We start from the raw sequence: 20,505 nt of genomic DNA on the forward strand, positions 1-20,505 counted from the left end.
TCCCACCCTCATCGTGAAAGGCTTCCCGTGAGCACCGAAGCGTACGTGTACGACGCGATCCGCACCCCGCGCGGACGCGGCAAGGCCAACGGCTCCCTGCACGGCACCAAGCCCATCGACCTCGTCGTCGGCCTCATCCGGGAGATCCAGACCCGCAACCCCGACCTCGACCCGGCCGCGATCGACGACATCGTCCTCGGCGTCGTCGGCCCGGTCGGCGACCAGGGCTCCGACATCGCCCGGATCGCCGCCATCGCCGCCGGGCTCCCCGACACCGTCGCCGGCGTCCAGGAGAACCGCTTCTGTGCCTCCGGCCTCGAAGCGGTCAACATGGCCGCGATGAAGGTCCGCTCCGGCTGGGAGGACCTCGTCCTCGCCGGCGGCGTCGAGTCCATGTCCCGGGTGCCGATGGCCTCCGACGGCGGCGCCTGGTTCTCCGACCCGATGACGAACCTCGACACCAACTTCGTCCCGCAGGGCATCGGCGCCGACCTCATCGCCACCATCGAGGGCTTCACCCGCCGTGACGTCGACGAGTACGCGGAACTCTCCCAGGAGCGGGCCGCCACGGCCTGGAAGGACGGGCGCTTCGCCCGCTCCGTCGTCCCCGTCCTCGACCGCAGCGGACTCGTCGTCCTCGACCACGACGAGCACCTGCGCCCCGGCACCACCGCCGACTCCCTCGCCCGCCTCAAGCCCTCCTTCGCCGACATCGGCGAACTCGGCGGCTTCGACGCCGTGGCGCTGCAGAAGTACCACTGGGTCGAGGAGATCGACCACGTCCACCACGCGGGCAACTCCTCCGGCATCGTCGACGGCGCCTCCCTCGTCGCCATCGGTTCGAAGGAGGTCGGTGAGCGGTACGGGCTGGCGCCGCGCGCCCGGATCGTCTCCGCCGCCGTCTCCGGCTCCGAGCCCACCATCATGCTCACCGGCCCCGCCCCCGCGACCCGCAAGGCGCTCGCCAAGGCCGGACTCACCATCGACGACATCGACCTGATCGAGATCAACGAGGCCTTCGCCGCCGTCGTCCTCCGCTTCGTCAAGGACATGGGGATCTCCCTGGACAAGGTCAACGTCAACGGCGGAGCCATCGCGCTCGGCCACCCGCTCGGCGCCACCGGCGCGATGATCCTCGGCACCCTCGTCGACGAACTGGAGCGGCAGGACAAGCGCTACGGCCTCGCCACCCTCTGCGTGGGCGGCGGCATGGGCATCGCCACCGTCGTCGAGCGCGTCTGACCGTCCCGTCCGAACCCCTCAAACGGAGAAGCATCAGCCATGAGCGAGAGCACCACCATCCGCTGGGAGCAGGACGCGACCGGGATCGTCACCCTCGTCCTGGACGACCCCGACCAGTCCGCCAACACCATGAACCAGGCCTTCCGGGCCTCGATCATCGCCGTCGCCGACCGCGTGGAGGCCGAGAAGGACTCCATCCGCGGCATCATCTACACCTCCGCCAAGAAGACCTTCTTCGCGGGCGGCGACCTCAAGGACATGGTCCAGGCGGGCCCCGAGCACGCCCAGGGCATCTTCGACGCCGCCATCGAGATGAAGCGGGCGCTGCGCCGCATCGAGACCCTCGGCAAGCCCGTCGTCGCCGCCATCAACGGAGCCGCGCTCGGCGGCGGCTACGAGATCGCGCTCGCCTCCCACCACCGCGTCGCGCTCGACGCCCCCGGCTCCAAGATCGGCCTGCCCGAGGTCACCCTCGGCCTGCTGCCGGGCGGCGGCGGCGTCGCCCGCACCGTACGCCTCATGGGCATCACCGACGCCCTGCTCAAGGTGCTGCTCCAGGGCACCCAGTACAACCCGCGGCGCGCCCTGGAGAACGGGCTCGTCGACGCCGTGGCCGCCACCCCCGAGGAGATGATGGCCAAGGCCATCGCCTTCATCGACGCGCACCCCGAGTCCCGGCAGCCCTGGGACGTCCCCGGCCACCGGATCCCGGGCGGCACCCCGTCGAACCCGAAGTTCGCCGCCAACCTGCCGGCCTTCCCGGCCAACCTCCGCAAGCAGCTGGCCGGCGCGCCCTACCCGGCGCCGCGCGCCATCATGGCCGCCGCCGTCGAGGGCTCCCAGGTCGACTTCGAGACCGCGCTCACCATCGAGTCCCGCTACTTCACCGAGCTGGTCGTCGGCCAGAACGCGAAGAACATGATCCAGGCCTTCTTCTTCGACCTCCAGGCCGTGAACTCGGGGGCGAGCCGCCCGAAGGACATCGCGCGGAGCCAGGTCCGCAGGGTCGCCGTCCTCGGCGCCGGCATGATGGGCGCCGGCATCGCGTACTCCTGCGCCCGCGCCGGCATCGAGGTCGTCCTCAAGGACGTCTCCGCCGAGTCCGCCGCCAAGGGCAAGGCCTACTCCGAGGCGCTCTGCGCCAAGGCCGTGTCCCGCGGCCGCACCACCCAGGACAAGGCCGACGCGCTCCTGGCCCGGATCACCCCGACCGCCGAGGTCCGCGACCTCGCGGGCTGCGACGCCGTCATCGAGGCGGTCTTCGAGGACACCGCGCTCAAGCACAAGGTCTTCCAAGAGATCCAGGCCGTCGTCGCCCCCGACGCCCTGCTCTGCTCCAACACCTCCACCCTGCCGATCTCCGTCCTCGCCGAGGGTGTGGAGCGCCAGGCCGACTTCATCGGCCTGCACTTCTTCTCGCCCGTCGACAAGATGCCGCTCGTCGAGATCATCAGGGGCGAGCGGACCGGCGACGAGGCCCTGGCCCGCGCGTTCGACCTGGTCCGGCAGATCAACAAGACGCCGATCGTCGTCAACGACTCGCGCGGCTTCTTCACCTCCCGGGTGATCGGCCACTTCATCAACGAGGGCGTCGCCATGCTCGGCGAGGGCATCGAGCCCGCCTCGATCGAGCAGGCCGCCGCCCAGGCGGGCTACCCGGCTAAGGTCCTCTCCCTGATGGACGAGCTGACCCTGACCCTGCCCCGCAAGATCCGCAACGAGAGCAGGCGGGCGGTCGAGGAGGCCGGCGGGACCTGGACCACCCACCCCGGCGAGGCCGTGATCGACCGCATGGTCGACGAGTTCGGCCGGCCCGGACGCAGCGGCGGCGCGGGCTTCTACGAGTACGGGGAGGACGGCAAGCGCGGCAGGCTCTGGCCCGGTCTGCGCGAGCACTTCGCCAAGCCCGGACACGAGATCCCGTTCCGCGACATGCAGGAGCGGATGCTCTTCGCCGAGGCCCTGGACACCGTCCGGCTCCTGGAGGAGGGCGTCCTGACCTCGGTCGCCGACGCCAACATCGGCTCCATCCTGGGCATCGGCTTCCCGGCCTGGACCGGCGGCGTCCTTCAGTACGTCAACGGTTACGAGGGCGGTGTCGCCGGCTTCGTGACCCGCGCCCGCGAGCTGGCGGCCACCTACGGGGAGCGGTTCGAGCCGCCGGCCCTCCTGGTGCGGAAGGCGGACCGGGGCGAGGTCTTCAGCGACTCCTGAACGCGGCCCTCAGCTCCTCGCTCAGCGAGCGCTGAAAGGCGGTGACGAGGGCCTGGACCACCATCGGCTGCATGTGCGCCGACAGCGACTTCATCGCGGTCAGGTGGTCCGGGTCCTCGCCGCTCTCCCGGTACGGGCTCCACACCTGCTCCTGGAAGAGCCGGGACAGCTCCTGGGCGGCGGCGCGGGCGTGTTCGAGGAGCACGGTGCGGGAGGCGAGGATCGTCTCGTGCTCGATCGGCACGTCCAGGAGCTCCACGCCGAGCCGCAGGAGCGCGCCGTCGAGCCGGAAGGCGTCGGCGTCACCGGTCCGGTCGAGGACGCCCATCGCCGCCAGCCGGTCGACGTCCTGTTCCGTCAGTGCCCGCCCGGCGCGCCGCTCCAGGTCGCGCCGGGTGATGACCTCGGCCGACTCGGGCGCCCACGAGGCCACAAGGGCCCGGTGGATGGCGAGGTCCTGGGCGCTGAGATCGGGCGGCAGCTGCTCCACGTACCGTTCGATCGCCGCCAGCGTCATGCCCTGCCGCTGGAGCTCCTCGATGAGCGCGAGCCGCGACAGGTGCCCCGGGCCGTAGTGGCCGACGCGCCGCGCCCCGATCACGGGCGGCGGCAGCAGCCCCCGGGTCCCGTAGAACCGCACGGTCCGTACGGTGACCCCGGCCCGCGCGGCCAGCTCGTCGACGGTGTAGGTCGGCACGTCGCCAGCCGTCACGCCATTCGCCGTCACGTCCCCACCCGGCACGTCCCCACCCGGCACGTCCCCCCCGCCGCTCCCGACGCCCATCCGAGGTGCCCTCACTTCCCGCGCGGTCGACCCGCCGGTCCGGGTCGCTTGAACAGTATTGCTGTCTCACCATCGCTGTAAAAGGGCGCGGGTACGGGTCGGCCCCGGGTCGGCAGTAGACTCGACGTCCGTGGCGGATACACAGTACGAAGACCTGTTGCGACTGGTGCTCACCTCCGGGACGGCCAAGGCCGACCGGACCGGGACCGGCACCCGGAGTGTCTTCGGGCACCAGCTCCGCTATGACCTCTCCCAGGGGTTCCCGCTGGTCACCACCAAGAAGGTGCACCTCAAGTCCATCGTGTACGAGCTCCTGTGGTTCCTCCGCGGCGACTCGAACGTCGGCTGGCTGCAGGAGCACGGCGTCAGCATCTGGAACGAGTGGGCCGACGCGGACGGCGAGCTCGGCCCGGTCTACGGCGTGCAGTGGCGGTCCTGGCCGACGCCCGACGGCCGGCACATCGACCAGATCAGCCAGGTCCTCGACACCCTGCGCGACGACCCCGACTCCCGCCGGATGATCGTCTCCGCCTGGAACGTCGCCGAACTGGACCGGATGGCACTGGCCCCGTGCCACGCCTTCTTCCAGTTCTACGTCGCCGACGGCAGGCTCTCCTGCCAGCTGTACCAGCGCAGCGCGGACCTGTTCCTCGGCGTCCCCTTCAACATCGCGAGTTACGCCCTGCTCACCCACATGGTGGCGCAGCAGACGGGGCTCGAACCGGGCGACTTCATCTGGACCGGCGGCGACTGCCACATCTACGACAACCACGTGCGGCAGGTCACCGAGCAGCTCTCGCGCACCCCGTTCGACTTCCCGGAGCTGCGCCTCCACAAGGTCGACTCGCTGTTCGAGTACGCCTACGCCGACGTGGAGGTCGTGGACTACCGCCACCACCCGGCGATCAAGGCCCAGGTAGCGGTATGAGCACCGGCGCGAACGGCGGCATGTCCGTCGGGCTGATCTGGGCGCAGACCCGCGAGGGCGTGATCGGCGCGGCGAACGCGATCCCGTGGCGCCTTCCCGAGGACATGGCGCACTTCAAGGCGACCACCCTCGGCCACCCCGTGATCATGGGCCGCAAGACCTGGGACTCGCTGCCCGCGCGCTTCCGCCCGCTGTCCGGCCGGCGCAACATCGTGGTGACGCGCGACCCGCACTGGACGGCCGAGGGCGCGGAGCGCGCCGAGTCCATCGAGACGGCCCTGCGGCTCGCGACCGAGCCGACCGGCACGACGACGACGTGGGTGATCGGCGGAGGCGAGATCTACCGCGCGGCCCTGCCCCACGCCACCACGCTCTCGGTGACCGAGGTGGACACCCCGATCACCGGCGACACCTACGCCCCGCCGCTCGACCCGACCTGGCAGCTCACGGCGGACACGGATTGGCAGGACTCCACCACAGCCCTCCGCTACCGGATCCGCCATTACACCCGCACCTGAGGACCCCACCGCGCACCCGGCCGAGGGGCGGCGCTAGAGTCTGCCGCTGATCGGACCGGGGGGTTCGGGAGAGCAGGGGGCCGATGTACGCGCAACTCAAGGAGACGGCCGACGAGTTGGCCGGGGTTCTGTGGCGGGAGCACACCGTCTACCGGGAGCGGGGTGGTGGTGTGGTGATCCGGGGCGAGCATGTGCGGCGCTGGATCAGTCTCGGGCCGACCGGGGGCAAGGACCAGGCGTTGCTGAGGGCGGGGCGGCTCCTCGACGGGGGGACCACGGCCCCGGCCCGGACCGAGGTGGTCGTGGATCTGACCGCCGGGACGGCGGAGCTGGCGGCGGTCTGCCGGAGCCTCCTCGCCGACGTCGCCGCCGTCGCCGAGCCGGTTCCGGCCGGGGCGGGACGCGCGCGATCGACCGGGAAGCAGGGGAGGCCGGGTCGGGCGGCACGCGCCGCCCGGCCCGGCCGGCCCCGCAAGGGGCGGCACACGAGCCTGGGTTCGTTCTTCGTGCTGCTCTGTGTCGCCGGGGTCCTCGGTGCCTGGCTCTACAGCCTCTTCGGCCGGTCCGGGTACTGAGCCCGCGCCCGCCGCCGGTCGTCGGTCCGGAGAGGTCAGTACCCGAGCACCGGGTAGTGGTCGCTGAGGTTGGTGTACGTGTACCGCGTACCCCAGCTGGAGACCGTCCACGGAGCGCTCCGCTCCAGGACCACGTGGTTGGTCCAGTCGGCGGGGCGGGCGTTCCCGGCGCGGAAGAGGACGTGGTCGAGGTCCTCGCGCGGGTCGTCCGGGTAGCGCTCCGAGGCGATCGAGTTGAGGTCGGTGTCGAAGGAGTACGGGTGGCCGGTGCGGGCGTCGGCCCCCGCCAGGCCCGCGTCGGCGAGCATCGTGCCGTACTCGGGCGTGTGCGAGTCGACGTTCATGTCACCGGCGACGATCACCTGCTCGTTCGCCGGGATGTTCTTGGCGTCGAGGAAGGCGTCGAGCGCCTTGAACTGGCGGCTGCGCATCTGCGCCGCCTCGCCCGCCGAGCAGCCCGGGTCGGTCGACTGGGCGTGGGTGCCGACGACGTGCACCCGACTGCCGTTCACGTCCAGGGCGGCGTACGCGAAGCCCTTGTTCGAGTACCAGTCGGCGCCGCAGGCGTCCTTGTAGACGTACTGCTCCTTGCGGACGATCGGCCACTTGCTGAGGATCGTCACTCCGCCGTCCTCGGGCGTCGTCGCGGAGTACGCCCCGCCGGTCGCGTCCCAGCCGCTCTTGCCGCGGCCCACGACCGGGGTCTGGTGCGGGTACCGGCCGGCGGCGTTCGCCTTGAGCGCGTCCGACGCGGAGTTGTCGAAGGCCTCCTGGAGGACGACGACGTCCTGCCCCTGGAAGAAGGAGGCGGCGGGGATCGCCGCGGCCCGGTGGTCCTGCCCCCAGTTCGGGTACAGGTTCTTGGAGAAGAGGAACGCGTTGTACGAGAGCACCTTCAGCCGGGGGGCCTCGGCGGCCACGGCGGGGGCCGCGGTCGCGCCGGGCGCGGTCGCCGCCACGGTGGCGGCGGCGAGGGCGAGTGAAAGTGCGGCGCCTGGGGCACGGCGAAGCGCGGCGAACGACACGTGAACTCCCAAAAGAGGGTGGGGGGTTGACCTTGCGCCGCACATACAATCAGCCGTGGTTACCTTCCGGTAGCCTTTGGATGCCGGGAATCTTGCCGGGCCCGCACAAGCGCACCAACTCTCCCGCCACTGTCTGATTTGTGGTGTTTTTATCCAGGTAGAATGCGCGCATGACCCTCGCGAGCAACTCACAGATCTTCAACATGGACCTCGGTCCGCTCAACCCCGTCCTGGCCGAGCTCATCCTCGGCGCGGTTCTGTTCGGGCTCACCTTCCTCCTCCTTGCGAAGGGCATCCTGCCCAAGATCCGTCGCACCCTCGACGCCCGCGAGGACGCCATCGAGGGCGGCACCGACCGCGCCGACGGCCTGCGCGCCGAGGCCACGCAGATCCGTGAGCAGTACGAGGCCGAGCTCGCCGAGGCCCGCCACGACGCGGCCCGTATCCGCTCCAAGGCCGTCGAGGAGGGCTCGGTCGCCATCGCCGCCGCCCGCGCCGAGGGCAGCGCCGAGCGGGACGCGATCCTCGCCGCCGGTGCCCAGAAGATCGCCTCCGAGCGCGCCGCCGCCGAGCGCGAGCTCACCGCGGACGTCGACGCCTGGGCCCACGCCCTCGCCGCCCGTATCGTCGGCGAGCCGGTCGGCGCCGACCGCGTCTGATCCGTGCGTCCCCGGAGGGGGCCGTCACCCGGGGTCGCAGGATCCGGGTGACGGCCCCTTCGTCGTGGGTGCACTCTGGAGGTGAGGAGAGCCCCCGTGGAACACGTGAACCCCAGCGACCCCGCCGACCCCGTTCCGCCGCCCGTCGGCGGCGTGCTGTGGAGCGTCGCCGGTGACATCCGGGCGCTCCTGATGCTGCCCGCCGCCCTCACCATGCAGGTCGCGCACCCGGCGATCGGCGCCGGCGTGGACGCGCACTCCGTCTTCCGGACCGACCCCTGGGGCCGCGGCGAACGCTCCCTGCGCTCGCTCCAGCTGTGGATCTACGGCGGCGAGGACGCCGCACGGGAAGGGCGCCGTCTGCGGGAACTGCACCGCACGATCCAGGGCACCGACGCCCACGGCCGCCGCTACCACGCCCTCACCCCCGCCTACTACTCATGGGTCCACGCGACCGGCTTCCCCGTCTACACCCGGGGCCTGAGCCTGCTCGCCCGTCCCCTCACCGAGGCGCAGGAACGGCAGCTGTACGCGGAGTGGCTCCAGGTCGGCCGGATCCTCGGCATCCACGACCGGGACATGCCGCAGACGATCGAGGAGTTCTGGCCGTACTACCGGAAGGTCCTGGCGGACGAGCTGGAGGCGACCGTCGTCGTCCGGGAACTGCTCGATCCCGACCAGCCGGTGCCCGCCCCGGACCGCGGCCCCCTGCCCCTCAGGCTCGCCTGCCGGCTGCTCTGGCCCGTCCTGCGCCGCCCGTTCCTGGGGCTGCGGGCCTTCCTCACCGTGGGCCTGATGCCACCGGACGCCCGGGAGGCCATCGGTCTGGAGTGGACCGACGCGCAGGAACGCGTCCTGCGCCGGTTCGCCCGTGTCGTCCGGGTCGTGGTTCCCGTACTGCCGGAGCGGCTGCGCTACCTCCCGCAGGCCCGCCGAGCACGCGAGGCCGCCCGCCGCGCCTCGCGCTGACGGACGGCCCCGGGCGTCCCGCACGGATCGGAGCCCGGTCGCTCCCCGGTCTCGTACCGCTCAGTGCCCGTGGCGCTCCCCGGTCTGGTGGATCGTGTTCGTCTCGGCGATCTTCTTCCACGACCTGGGCTGCGCCGGCTTCACCGGCGTCGTCGCCCGAGCGGTGGACCGCGCGGCGGGGGCGGACAGCCCGGCCGCGGCCGCCGTCGACGCGGACGGCTTCGACGGCTGGTACAGCCAGGTGTCGAAGAGCCCGGCCAGTGGCTTGCCGGAGACCCGCTCCGCGTACCGCACGAAGTCGGAGACCCGCGCGTTGCCGTGGGCGAACTCCTGCGGCCAGCCCTTCAGGATCGCGAAGAAGTCCTCGTCGCCGATCTCGTTGCGCAGCGCCTGGAGCGCCAGCGCTCCCCGGTCGTAGACCGCGATGTGGAACTGGTTCTCGGGTCCCGGGTCACCCGGCTTCACCGTCCAGAACGGGTCCTCGGCCGTCCGGAGGGCGTACACGTAGTCCGCGAGCTCCTGGGCCGTGCCCTCGCCCTCCTTCTCCGACCAGAGCCACTGGCTGTAGCGGGCGAAGCCCTCGTTGACCCAGATGTCCTTCCAGTCGCGGACGGACACGCTGTCGCCGTACCACTGGTGCGCCAGCTCGTGGACGACCACCGACACGTTCGCGCCGTGGGCGAACTGCCGCGGGCTGTAGAACGGGCGGGTCTGCGTCTCCAGGGCGAAGCCGCTCGTCACGTTCGGCACGTACCCGCCGAGGGCGTTGAAGGGGTACGGTCCGAAGACCCCTTCCAGCCACTCGGCGACCTCGGTCGTACGCTCGACCGAGGCGCGCGCGGCGCCGTCGTTGTCGCCGAGGTCCTTGCTGTACGCGTTCAGGACGGGCAGCCCGTTCGCCGTCCTGTCCGTCGTGATGTCGAACCTGCCGACGGCGAGCGTGGCCAGATACGTCGCCTGCGGCTTGTTCGAGCGCCAGTTGAAGCGGGTCCGGCCGAGGCGCGAGGACTGCGACTGCAGCACGCCGTTGCTGATGGCCTGGTGGCCGTCCGGCACCGAGACGGAGACGTCGAAGGTGGCCTTGTCGAGCGGGTGGTCGTTGGACGGGAACCACCAGACGGCCGAATCCGGCTCCTGCGCGGCGACACCGCCGTCCGGGGTGCGGGCCCAGGCGGTCCAGCCGTCGATCTTCACCTCGGAGGGCTTGCCCGCGTAGCGGACGACGACCGAGATCGCCTTGTTCCTCTCCAGCGGGGTGGCCGGGGTGACCTCCAGTTCGTGGGCGCCCGAGGTGGTGAACCTCGCGAGGCGCCCGTTGACCCGGACCTCGCTGACCTTCAGGCCGAGGTCGAGGTTGAACCGGGACAGGTTCTGCTTCGTCGTGGCGAGGATCGTCGCCGTGCCCTCCAGGAGGTCGGTGGCGGGCTGGTACGTCAGGCGCAGGTCGTAGTGGGAGACGTCGTAGCCTCCGTTGCCGCTGGTGGGGTAGTAGGAGTCGCCGATGCCCGGGGCCCCGGGGACGTAGTCGGCCGCCGATGCCGGGATCGCCAGCAGCAGGGCGGCCGCGAGGGCGCTCGGAACGATGATTCTGCGGTGCACAGGTGCTCCCCAAGTCATAAGAAACGTAAGACGCGTGGGTGTGCGTCGGTCCTTGGTCCGGACACTATTCAGCCCTCGACGCACCGTCACGTCCAGAGGACCCCCTGTCACACGATCGCCATTCGGCCGACATGGACCCGCCCGTCTCCGGGATCACCCCGCATCACCCCTGATTCCCTGCGGCACTCTTTTGCCCGGGAGTTGACCGGGGTACGTTCCCGCCCATGCCGATGCGAACGCGGAGAACCCGCGGAGCCCGACTGCCGTACGGACCCCTCGTGGCCGCGGCCACCGCCGCCCTGCTCGCGACCCTGGTCTCCCCGGCGGGCGCACTGCCGGCGCCCACCGCGCCCTCCCCTCGCGAATCCCGGCCCGTCCACTCGTACGCCGACGCCATCCGCGAGTCCGTCTGGGTCGACACCGGACTCGACGGCGACGGCGACGGGCGCGCGGACCGGGTCGCCGTCGACATCGTGCGCCCCCGGGAGCCCGCCGCCGCCGACCGGAAGATCCCGGTCATCATGGACGCCAGCCCCTACTACGCCTGCTGCGGACGCGGCAACGAGGGACAGAAGAAGACCTACGACGCCGACGGCAACCCCGTCCAGTTCCCCCTCTTCTACGACAACTTCTTCGTCCCCCGGGGATACGCGTTCGCCGCCGTCGACCTCGCCGGCACCACCCGCTCCGACGGCTGCGACGACGTCGGCGGGCGCTCCGACGTCCAGTCGGCCAAAGCCGTCGTCGACTGGCTGAACGGCCGGGCCCGCGGTTACACCTCCCGCACGGGAGACACCCGGGCCCGCGCCACCACCTGGAGCACCGGGAACGTCGGCATGATCGGCAAGAGCTGGGACGGCACCGTCGCCAACGGCGTCGCCGCCACCGGCGTCGAAGGACTGAAGACGATCGTCCCGATCGGCGCCATCTCCTCCTGGTACGACTACTTCCACTCCCAGGGCGCCCCCCTCTACGACGCCAACCCGAGCTGGCTCTCCGAGTACGTCAACAGCCCCGAGGCGCGGGCCCGCTGCGGCACCGTCCAGGACCGTATCGCCGCCGGCACCCCCTACAGCGGTGACCGGACCCCGACCTGGACCGAGCGCGACCACGTGCGGAACGCGGGGAAGGTCGAGGCGAGCGTCTTCGTCGTGCACGGACAGCAGGACCTCAACGTGCGCGCCGGACAGTTCGGCCAGTGGTGGGACGCGCTCGCCGCCCACGGCGTCGAGCGGAAGATCTGGCTCTCCCAGACCGGCCACGTCGACCCCTTCGACTTCCGCCGCGCCGACTGGGTCCGCACCCTGCACCGCTGGTTCGACCACTACCTCCTCGGATACGAGAACGGCATCGACCGCGAGCCGGTCGCCGACATCGAGCGCGCCCCGGACCGCTGGACCACCGACCGGCACTGGCCGCCGCGCGCCACCGAGGCCACCACCCTGCGGCCCGCTCCCGGTGCCCCGGCGGGACCCGGCGTCCTCGGCCGCGCCCCCGCCGCCCCCGGCTCCACCGCGACCTTCACCGACGACCCGGGCCTCGGCGAACTCGACTGGGCGGCCCGGATCGACAGCGCGACCCCGGAGAAGGCCGGATTCGTCACCCGGCCCCTCTCCCGCGACCTGCGGATCTCCGGCTCCTCGAAGGTGACGCTCACGGCCACCCCGAGCACCGCCACCGCACACCTCTCCGCCGTCCTCGTCGACCTGGGCCCCGACACGATCCGCGACTACGGAGCCCCCGGCGAAGGCATCACCACCCTCACCGCCCGTACCTGCTGGGGCGCGAGCGCCCCCGGCGGCAGCGCCTGCTTCAAGGAGACCGAGGCCCTTACGGCGGACGTCGGCCACACGGTCGTCAGCCGGGGATGGGCCGACCTCGGCACCTGGGCCGACCCGGACAAGGAGCGCCCGCTGACCCCCGGCAGGGCGTACACGATGACCCTGGACCTCGCCGCCACCGACCATGTCGTCCCGGCCGGACACCGGCTCGCGCTGATCGTCGCCGGCACCGACGAGGGCCTCCTCGACCCCCCGTCGACCACCCCGACCCTGACCCTCGACCTCGCCCGCACCTGGGCCGAGCTGCCGCTTGTCGGCGGTGCCGCGGCCTTCGGGCGGGCCACCTCCGGGCCGCCCCCGATCGTGCCGTCGCCCTCCGCCGTACCGTCCCCGAGCGGCGCCGAACCGTCGGTCGCCGTGACGGGTCCGCGCCTTCCCGGAGCAGGAGCCACCCGATGAAGCCCCCCACCGCGCTCCGGAGTTCGCGGCGCGCCCTCGCCCTCGTGGCGGGCGCCGCGGCGCTCGCCCTGCCGCTCGTCACCGTTCCCGCCAAGGCCGCGGACAGCGCTCCCGCGAAGCCGCCGCCCCGCACCGGTTTCGAGGCGACCCGAGGTGCGCGATGGACCACCGAGGCCGAGGAGCGGGACTTCCTGGCGGCCGTCGACCGGGCGAGCGAGCGGGTGGCGCTGCGCGTGATCGGCACCACCGCGCAGGGCCGTCCGCTCCGGCTCGTCACCCTCGGCACGGGCCGCACCACCGTGCTGCTCGTCTGCAGTCAGCACGGCGACGAGCCGGCCGGCCGCGAGGCCTGTCTGAGCACGGTGCGCGACCTCGCCCACGCCCAGGACCGGGAGACCCGGCACTTCCTCGCCCGGACCACCCTCCTCGTCGTCCCCACCGCCAACCCCGACGGCCGGGAGGCCGACACCAGGGGCAACGGCGACGGCGTCGACGTCAACCGCGACCACATCGCGCTGCGGACCGCCGAGGCGCGGGCGGTCGCCGCCGTCATCCGCGACCGGCGCCCGGCACTCGTCTACGACCTGCACGAGTACGGTGCCACCCCCCGCTACTACGACAAGGACCTGCTCGCCCTCTGGCCGCGCAGCCTCGACGCGGACCCGCACGTCCACGACGAGTCCCGGACCCTGTCCGAGGCCTACGTCAGGCCCGCCGCCGGGCTCGCGGGCTACAGCAGCGGCATCTACGGCATCTGGACCGACCCCCTCACCGGCAAGCCGCTCAAGCAGGTCGCCGGCGACGGCCAGGAGCGGATCCTGCGCAACACGGCGGGCATCAAGCACTCCGCGGGTCTGCTCGTCGAGACCCGGGTGGACGCGCTCGACGAGGCCGAGCAGACCGATCCCGCACGCAATCACCGGCGCCGGGTCGCCACTCAGCACGCCGCTCTGGAAGGCGCCTTCGCCTACGTCGAGGAGCGGCGCGGACCGCTCACGGCGGCCACCGCCGCCGCCCGGCTCACCGGCTTCGCCGACCGGGGGCCGGTCTACCTCGGGGGCGCCGACAACGATCCGCCGGAGCCCGGGGAGATCATCGCCGACCCGGCGTGCGGCTACCGCCTCGACGCCGCCCAGTACGCCGACGTGGGCGACGAACTCGCCCTGCACGGCGTCACCGTGCGCCCCCGGGGCGCGGGAGTGTTCGTGCCGCTGCGTCAGTCGCAGCGCGCGCTCGTCCCCCTGCTCCTGGACGCGCGGGCGACCTATCACCTCGTCAGTGGGAGTCCTGTGGAGAGGTGTTGACGATCATGCGCCGCGGGGTCGTGATGGCGTGAACCCGATGTTTGCCGAGGTAAAGTTACCCACCGGTACTGACCATGCCTCGAACGGGTCGTCACGGCCTGGAAGTTGGAGAACCACCATGCGCAACACGCAGACCGCACGTCGCACCCTGACGTCGCTGCTCGCCACGACGCTGCTCGCAGGGGGCGTGCTGCTCGGCCAGACGGTGACCGCCGAGCCCGCCGCCGCCGGCACGATCACCTGCAACGTCGACAAGCTGAGGGCCGACGCCCGCAAGGAGCGCGACCGGGCCGCCCAGCTCAAGCGCCTCGGTGCCACGACGGAGGCCCGCAAGGCCATCGCCCGCGCCGACGCCCTCGAGCGGCGCGCCCGCCAGTGCGCCGACGCGGAGAACAACAACAGGCCGCCGCTCTGGAAGTAGCGACGTCCGCGGGGCGGAGCCGATCGCCGAGACCGGCCCGCCCCGCCCCGCGCCCCCCGGGCGGCGAGACGGGAACCCGCCCGGACCCCGGGTGGGAGCGTCTCAGCGCCGCCACGCGCCCCCGGGCGGCGAGACGGGAACCCGCCCGGACCCCGGGCGGGCGCACCTCGGCCCCGCCACGCCCCCCGGGCGGTGCGGCGGGAACCCGGCCTGCCGCCGAGACCGGCCCCCGCGCCGGTCCCGCCACTCGCGCCGACCTGCCCCGTACCGGGATCGGTACATTTCCGGGACGGCCCAGCCATGGAACGGGGCCGTCGGCCGGGGAATGCTTGGCCGTATGCCGGCCGCGTACACGACCCTCGACCTCGCCCCCGCCGTCCTCCCGCACGGCGCCCCTCCCGGGGGCTTTCCCCGCCCCCGGCCCGTCGACGTCGACCTCGTCGTCGACGGCAGACCGCTGCTCCACCGGCTCGACGAGTCCGACGGCACCGACACGGTCTCGCCCCTTGCGGCGGACCTGCCGCCCACCCTCCGCGCCGAGGACGTCCGCCGACTCCTCCACCCCGTCCCCTCGCTCGCGGACGGCCGCCAGGTGATCCACTCCTGCCCCGACTGCCGGGACCCCGGCTGCGGAGCCGTCACGGCCGTCGTCGAGCGCGCGGGGGAGGACGGCGAGGACGTCGTCTGGCGGGACTTCGCCTGGCAGACCGGCCCCACCGCCGGCCCGGCGCACGAGGGCTACCCCGGCGTCGGCCCGTTCCGCTTCCACGGCGCGACCTACCGGGCCGTCCTGCTGCGACTCCTCGACGCCCCGGCGCTGACCTGCCAGGACAGGACCCTCTGCGACACGCTCTAGAATTCGTTCCCTGATGACTGCAACCCTCGTCGCCAAGGACCTCGCCGCCGGCCACGGCGAACGCACCCTCTTCGCCGGGCTCGACCTCGTCGTCGCCCCCGGCGACGTGATCGGCCTCGTCGGCGCCAACGGCGCCGGCAAGTCGACCCTGCTGCGGCTGCTCGCCGGCATGGACACCCCGGAGGAGGGCGAGCTCCGGCTCTCCCCGCCCACCGCCGCCGTCGGCCACCTCCCGCAGGAGCCGGAGCGGCGCGCCGGGGAGACCGTCGGTGAGTTCCTCGCCCGGCGCACCGGCGTCGCCGCCGCCCAGGCGGCCATGGACGAGGCCACCCAGGGCCTCGTCGACGGCACGCCCGGCGCCGACGACGCGTACGCCACGACCCTGGAGCGCTGGCTGGACCTCGGCGGCGCCGACCTGGAGGAGCGCGCCGAGGAGGTCGCCGACTCCCTCGGCCTCACCGTCGGCCTCGACCAGCCGATGACCTCCCTCTCCGGCGGCCAGGCCGCCCGCGCCGGACTCGCCTCGCTCCTCCTCTCCCGCTACGACGTCTTCCTCCTCGACGAGCCCACGAACGACCTGGACCTCGAAGGCCTGGAGCGCCTGGAGGCCTTCGTGAAGGGGCTTCGGGCGGGGACGGTCGTCGTCAGCCACGACCGCGAGTTCCTCACCCGTACCGTCACCAAGGTCCTGGAACTCGACCTCGCCCAGCAGCAGATCACCCTGTACGGCGGCGGTTACGAGGCGTACCTGGAGGAGCGGGACACCGCCCGACGCCACGCGCGCGAGGAGTTCGACGAGTACGCGGGCCGGAAGGCCGCCCTCGAAGCGCGCGGCCACATGCAGCGGTCCTGGATGGACAAGGGCGTCCGGAACGCCCGCCGCAAGGCCACCGACGGCGACAAGCTCGGACGCAACGCCCGCAGCGAGGCCAGCGAGAAGCAGGCCGCGAAGGCCCGCCAGACGCAGCGCATGATCGAACGCCTCGACGTCGTCGACGAGCCCCGCAAGGAGTGGGAGCTGCGCATGGAGATCGCGGCCGCGCCGCGCTCCGGCTCGGTCGTCGCCACCCTGCGCGAGGCCGAGGTGCGCCGCGGCGACTTCGGCCTCGGTCCCGCCAGCCTCCAGATCGACTGGGCCGACCGGGTCGCCGTCACCGGGGCCAACGGCGCCGGGAAGTCGACCCTGCTCGCCGCGCTCCTGGGCCGGCTGCCGCTCGACGCGGGGGACGCGTACCTCGGCCCGGGCGTCGTCGTCGGAGAGGTCGACCAGGCCCGCAAGCTCTTCCACGGTACGGAGACCCTCCTGGAGGCGTTCTGCGCGGCCGTGCCCGACACGGAGCCCGCCGAGGTCCGTACCCTGCTCGCCAAGTTCGGCCTCAAGGCCGCCCATGTGATGCGGCCCGCCACCACCCTGTCCCCGGGCGAGCGGACCCGGGCCGCGCTGGCCCTGCTCCAGGGGCGGGGCGTGAACCTGCTGGTCCTCGACGAGCCGACCAACCATCTGGACCTGCCGGCCATCGAGCAGCTGGAGTCCGCACTCGACTCGTACACCGGCACGCTGCTGCTCGTCACCCATGACCGGCGCATGCTGGACGCGGTCCGCACCACCCGGCGCATCGAGGTCGCCGACGGCAAGGTGACCGAACTCTGATGGCGGTCCCCTTCGGCCGGGGACCCGTGGAAGCGCGGGCCCCCGGCCCGTCGGCGGCCACGCCGTGGCGGGCCACCGAGGGCCCGTTCGCCGCCTTGCACGGTGGTGACCCGGGCCGTGAACTGTACGAGTACGGCTTTCCGCAGGACGTGGCCGTGGCCGCGGAGGTCGACGGCTCCACGGCCGTCCCCGTCCCCGCGGACGGCGTTTTCCAGGAGGCACCATGACCGACCTACTGACCCGGCTGACCGAGATGCTGGACGATCTGGACGCGGACGTCGACGAGACGATCGACCTCGCCGACGAGATCGCGGCCTCGGGCGACGCCGGTCTCCTGCCGCGCCTCCAGTCGGAGCTGGACCGTGCCCTGACCGAGCGGAACGCCTACGCCCGTGAACTCCTCGGTGGTGTCCTCGCCGCCATCGGCGGCCCGGACGCCCTGCCCGCGCTGATCCGCGCCTCGGCCGTCGACCTCGGTGACGACCAGGACGGCCTGGCCGCCGAGATCGTCGACCTCGTCCAGGCGGACCCGAAGGCCGCCCGCGCCCTCCTTCAGCCCCTCACGGAGGACGACGACCTCTCCGTCGCCAACCGCGCCGACTGGGCCATGCGCTTCCTGCCGTAGGGAGAGCCTCCTCATGGGGCGAGGCCACGGCCCATCGGGCCGTGGCCTCGCCCCATGAGGGGTCAGCGGCGCTTGCCGCCGCCCTCGCCGAGGAGGCCCGCCTTGCGCAGGGCGTCGGCCATCGCGCTGTTCGCGGGCGCGGACGCGGGCGACGAGGCGCGGTCCCGGCCGCCCCGCTCGGGCTGCCCGCCCCGGCCGTTCCGGTCGCCCGGACCGCCGCCGCCCCGGTTGTCCCGGCCACGGTCGGCCTGTCCGGCACGGTCGGACTGCCCGCCCCGGTTCCCGCGCTCGCCCCGGCCGCCGCCACCGCCCTGCCGCTGCTGCGGCGGTCGCCCGGACCGCTCGCCCCGCTCGCGACGGGGAGCCCCGTCCGGGGACTCGGCGGCGGCCTGGTCGTCGAGCCGCAGGGTCAGCGAGATCCGCTTGCGCGGGATGTCCACGTCCTGGACCTTCACCTTGACCACGTCGCCGGGCTTCACCACGTCGCGCGGGTCCTTGACGAAGTTCTTCGACATCGCGGACACGTGCACCAGACCGTCCTGGTGCACACCGACGTCGACGAACGCCCCGAAGGCGGCCACGTTGGTCACGACCCCTTCGAGGACCATCCCCGGCTCCAGGTCGCCGATCTTCTCGACGCCCTCCTTGAAGGTGGCCGTCCTGAACGCCGGTCGCGGGTCGCGGCCCGGTTTCTCCAGCTCGCGCAGGATGTCCGTCACGGTCGGCAGACCGAAGGTCTCGTCGACGAAGTCGTCCGCCCGCAGCGAGCGCAGCCTGCCCGTGTCACCGATGAGGGCCGCGACCTCGCCGCCCGTCGCCTTCACCATCCGGCGCACCACCGGGTACGCCTCCGGGTGCACCGAGGAGGAGTCGAGCGGATCGTCACCGCCCCGGATGCGCAGGAAGCCCGCGCACTGCTCGTACGCCTTCGGGCCGAGCCGCGCGACGTCCTTGAGCGCCCGGCGGGAGCGGAAGGGGCCGTTGGCGTCCCGGTGCGCGACGATGTTCTCCGCGAGCCCGGAGCTGATGCCCGAGACCCGTGAAAGGAGCGGCGCGGAGGCCGTGTTGACGTCGACGCCGACGCCGTTCACACAGTCCTCGACGACCGCGTCGAGCGAGCGGGAGAGCTTCACCTCGGCCAGGTCGTGCTGGTACTGGCCGACACCGATGGACTTCGGGTCGATCTTCACCAGCTCCGCGAGCGGGTCCTGGAGCCGTCGGGCGATGGAGACGGCACCGCGCAACGACACGTCAAGCTCGGGGAGTTCCTGCGAGGCGAACGCGGAGGCCGAGTAGACCGAGGCGCCCGCCTCCGAGACCATCACCTTGGTCAGGTTCAACTCGGGGTGCCTGGCGAGGAGTTCCGCGGCCAGCTTGTCGGTCTCGCGGGAGGCGGTGCCGTTGCCGATCGCGACCAGCTCGACCGCGTGCTCCTTCGCGAGCCGCGCCAGCCTGTCCAGGGCCTGGTCCCACTTGTTGGCGGGCACGTGCGGGTAGATCGTGTCGGTGGCGACGACCTTGCCGGTCGCGTCGACCACGGCGACCTTCACCCCCGTACGGAAGCCGGGGTCGAGGCCCAGCGTCGCCCGGGTGCCGGCCGGCGCGGCGAGCAGCAGGTCGCGCAGGTTCGCGGCGAAGACCCGGACCGCCTCGTCCTCGGCGGCCGTCCGCAGCCGCAGCCGCAGATCGATGCCGAGGTGAACCAGGATGCGGGTCCGCCAGGCCCAGCGGACGGTGTCCTGGAGCCACTTGTCCCCGGGGCGCCCCCGGTCGGCCACGCCGAAGCGGTGCGCCACGATCCCCTCGTACGAGGAGGGGCCGGGGGTCTCGGAGGGCTCCTCCGGCTCCAGGTCGAGACTGAGGACGTCCTCCTTCTCACCGCGCAGCATGGCGAGCACCCGGTGCGAGGGCAGTGCCGTGAACGGCTCGGCGAAGTCGAAGTAGTCGGCGAACTTCGCCCCCGCCTCCTCCCGGCCCTCCCGCACCTTGGCCACGAGCCGGCCCCGGCCCCACATGCGCTCGCGCAGCTCCCCGATGAGGTCGGCGTCCTCGGAGAACCTCTCCGCGAGGATCGCGCGTGCGCCGTCGAGGGCCGCGGCGGCGTCCGCGACGCCCTTGTCCGCGTCCACGAAGGCCGCGGCGGCGGCCGTCGGCTCCACCGACGGGTCGGTCAGCAGCCCGTCCGCAAGCGGTTCGAGACCGGCCTCCCGCGCGATCTGCGCCTTGGTCCGGCGCTTCGGCTTGAAGGGCAGGTAGATGTCCTCCAGGCGCGCCTTGGTGTCGGCGGCCCGGATCCGGGCCTCCAGCTCCTCCGTCAGCTTGCCCTGCTCGCGTACCGAGTCGAGGACCGCCGAGCGGCGGTCCTCCAGCTCGCGCAGATAACGCAGCCGCTCCTCCAGGGTGCGCAGCTGCGCGTCGTCGAGCATCTCCGTCGCTTCCTTGCGGTAGCGCGCGATGAACGGCACGGTCGAACCGCCGTCGAGCAGCTCGACGGCTGCTCTCACCTGTCGGTCGCGTACGCCGAGCTCCTCGGCGATCCTTGCTTCGATGGACGTCGTCACGGTGTCCCGACTCGCCTTCTCGTGCCTCAAGCTTGCGAGTGCATTGTGCCGGGTCGTTCACCCGTACGCGGCATCCGACCCGTTTACGCGCGCGCCGGGAGGGCCGCGGCCGGGCGCCCGGGCCGCCGGGCGGCGGTGCGGGACCGCCGTGCCGCGGTGCGAGGGCGCTAGGTCCCGGGATCGCCGTGCCGCGGTGTGAGGGCGCGGGTTCCCGGGACCGCCGCGTCTCCGTGCCGTGACCCGCGCCTCAGCGCGAGAAAGGCCCCCGGGCCTCAGTGTCCGGACCGCCGCGCCTCCGTGCCGGGCCCCCGCGCCTCCATGCCGGGCCCCCGCA

The 20,505-nt window shown here is 72.7% G+C and carries 18 protein-coding genes; 14 read left to right on the forward strand and 4 right to left on the reverse strand.

The genetic code is table 11. The features are described 5' to 3' along the window. Window positions 1-27 precede the first annotated feature (27 nt). Window positions 28-1,242, forward strand: coding sequence for an acetyl-CoA C-acetyltransferase (locus ABZ567_RS11380; RefSeq protein WP_360787041.1), 1,215 nt, complete (start codon window positions 28-30; stop codon window positions 1,240-1,242). 39 nt (window positions 1,243-1,281) lie between these two features. Further along, a complete protein-coding gene (locus ABZ567_RS11385; protein WP_360787044.1) occupies window positions 1,282-3,456 on the forward strand; it encodes a 3-hydroxyacyl-CoA dehydrogenase NAD-binding domain-containing protein in 2,175 nt (724 codons plus the stop codon). Here ABZ567_RS11385 and ABZ567_RS11390 read toward each other — a convergent pair. Next, entirely contained in the window at window positions 3,443-4,168 is a 726-nt protein-coding gene (locus tag ABZ567_RS11390; RefSeq protein ID WP_360787047.1) for a MerR family transcriptional regulator, read from the reverse strand. The genes ABZ567_RS11385 and ABZ567_RS11390 overlap by 14 nt on opposite strands. A gap of 202 nt (window positions 4,169-4,370) precedes the next feature. On the opposite strand from ABZ567_RS11390, the gene ABZ567_RS11395 reads away from it, so the two are divergent. From ABZ567_RS11395 to ABZ567_RS11405, 3 genes are all read left to right on the forward strand, one after another. Further along, a complete protein-coding gene (locus tag ABZ567_RS11395) occupies window positions 4,371-5,168 on the forward strand; it encodes a thymidylate synthase (RefSeq protein WP_360787050.1) in 798 nt (265 codons plus the stop codon). A gap of 20 nt (window positions 5,169-5,188) precedes the next feature. Then, entirely contained in the window at window positions 5,189-5,686 is a 498-nt protein-coding gene (locus ABZ567_RS11400) for a dihydrofolate reductase (RefSeq protein ID WP_360787622.1), read from the forward strand. 83 nt (window positions 5,687-5,769) lie between these two features. After that, on the forward strand, window positions 5,770-6,261 hold the full coding sequence (locus ABZ567_RS11405; protein ID WP_360787053.1) for a hypothetical protein: 492 nt from the start codon (window positions 5,770-5,772) through the stop codon (window positions 6,259-6,261). A gap of 35 nt (window positions 6,262-6,296) precedes the next feature. Here ABZ567_RS11405 and sph read toward each other — a convergent pair whose 3' ends face one another. Continuing rightward, on the reverse strand, window positions 6,297-7,286 hold the full coding sequence (gene sph / locus ABZ567_RS11410) for a sphingomyelin phosphodiesterase (RefSeq protein WP_360787055.1): 990 nt from the start codon (window positions 7,284-7,286) through the stop codon (window positions 6,297-6,299). Window positions 7,287-7,456: 170 nt separating this feature from the next. On the opposite strand from sph, the gene ABZ567_RS11415 reads away from it, so the two are divergent. Beyond that, entirely contained in the window at window positions 7,457-7,945 is a 489-nt protein-coding gene (locus ABZ567_RS11415) for a hypothetical protein (protein WP_360787057.1), read from the forward strand. 96 nt (window positions 7,946-8,041) lie between these two features. Then, a complete protein-coding gene (locus ABZ567_RS11420; RefSeq protein WP_360787060.1) occupies window positions 8,042-8,914 on the forward strand; it encodes an oxygenase MpaB family protein in 873 nt (290 codons plus the stop codon). 60 nt (window positions 8,915-8,974) lie between these two features. On the opposite strand, the gene ABZ567_RS11425 is transcribed toward ABZ567_RS11420, so the two are convergent. After that, on the reverse strand, window positions 8,975-10,513 hold the full coding sequence (locus tag ABZ567_RS11425; protein ID WP_360787063.1) for a M1 family metallopeptidase: 1,539 nt from the start codon (window positions 10,511-10,513) through the stop codon (window positions 8,975-8,977). Between the two features lie 224 nt (window positions 10,514-10,737). Here ABZ567_RS11425 and ABZ567_RS11430 point away from each other — a divergent pair, with 224 nt between their 5' ends. From ABZ567_RS11430 to ABZ567_RS11460, 7 genes are all read left to right on the forward strand, one after another. Continuing rightward, window positions 10,738-12,753, forward strand: coding sequence for a Xaa-Pro dipeptidyl-peptidase (locus tag ABZ567_RS11430; RefSeq protein ID WP_360787066.1), 2,016 nt, complete (start codon window positions 10,738-10,740; stop codon window positions 12,751-12,753). Beyond that, entirely contained in the window at window positions 12,750-14,057 is a 1,308-nt protein-coding gene (locus tag ABZ567_RS11435; RefSeq protein WP_360787069.1) for a M14 family metallocarboxypeptidase, read from the forward strand. The genes ABZ567_RS11430 and ABZ567_RS11435 overlap by 4 nt, the downstream gene beginning before the upstream one ends. 118 nt (window positions 14,058-14,175) lie before the next feature. Further along, window positions 14,176-14,478, forward strand: a complete 303-nt coding sequence (locus ABZ567_RS11440) for a hypothetical protein (protein WP_360787072.1) — start codon at window positions 14,176-14,178, stop codon at window positions 14,476-14,478. A gap of 337 nt (window positions 14,479-14,815) precedes the next feature. Further along, window positions 14,816-15,334: a hypothetical protein gene (locus ABZ567_RS11445; protein WP_360787075.1), complete on the forward strand. Its 519-nt coding sequence runs from the start codon at window positions 14,816-14,818 to the stop codon at window positions 15,332-15,334. A gap of 13 nt (window positions 15,335-15,347) precedes the next feature. Next, window positions 15,348-16,985, forward strand: coding sequence for an ABC-F family ATP-binding cassette domain-containing protein (locus ABZ567_RS11450; RefSeq protein ID WP_360787077.1), 1,638 nt, complete (start codon window positions 15,348-15,350; stop codon window positions 16,983-16,985). Further along, the gene (locus tag ABZ567_RS11455) at window positions 16,985-17,212 is read left to right on the forward strand and encodes a hypothetical protein (RefSeq protein WP_360787080.1); all 228 of its coding nucleotides are present in this window, start codon (window positions 16,985-16,987) and stop codon (window positions 17,210-17,212) included. Before ABZ567_RS11450 ends, ABZ567_RS11455 begins: the two co-directional genes overlap by 1 nt. Further along, the gene (locus tag ABZ567_RS11460) at window positions 17,209-17,610 is read left to right on the forward strand and encodes a hypothetical protein (protein ID WP_360787083.1); all 402 of its coding nucleotides are present in this window, start codon (window positions 17,209-17,211) and stop codon (window positions 17,608-17,610) included. The genes ABZ567_RS11455 and ABZ567_RS11460 overlap by 4 nt, the downstream gene beginning before the upstream one ends. Before the next feature lie 62 nt (window positions 17,611-17,672). Here the strand turns inward: ABZ567_RS11460 and ABZ567_RS11465 are convergent, their stop codons facing one another. Beyond that, on the reverse strand, window positions 17,673-20,171 hold the full coding sequence (locus ABZ567_RS11465; RefSeq protein ID WP_360787086.1) for a Tex family protein: 2,499 nt from the start codon (window positions 20,169-20,171) through the stop codon (window positions 17,673-17,675). Between the last annotated feature and the right edge of the window lie 334 nt (window positions 20,172-20,505).

This window comes from Streptomyces sp. NPDC016459 (assembly GCF_040632845.1).
In the GTDB taxonomy this organism is placed as follows: Bacteria; Actinomycetota; Actinomycetes; order Streptomycetales; family Streptomycetaceae; genus Streptomyces.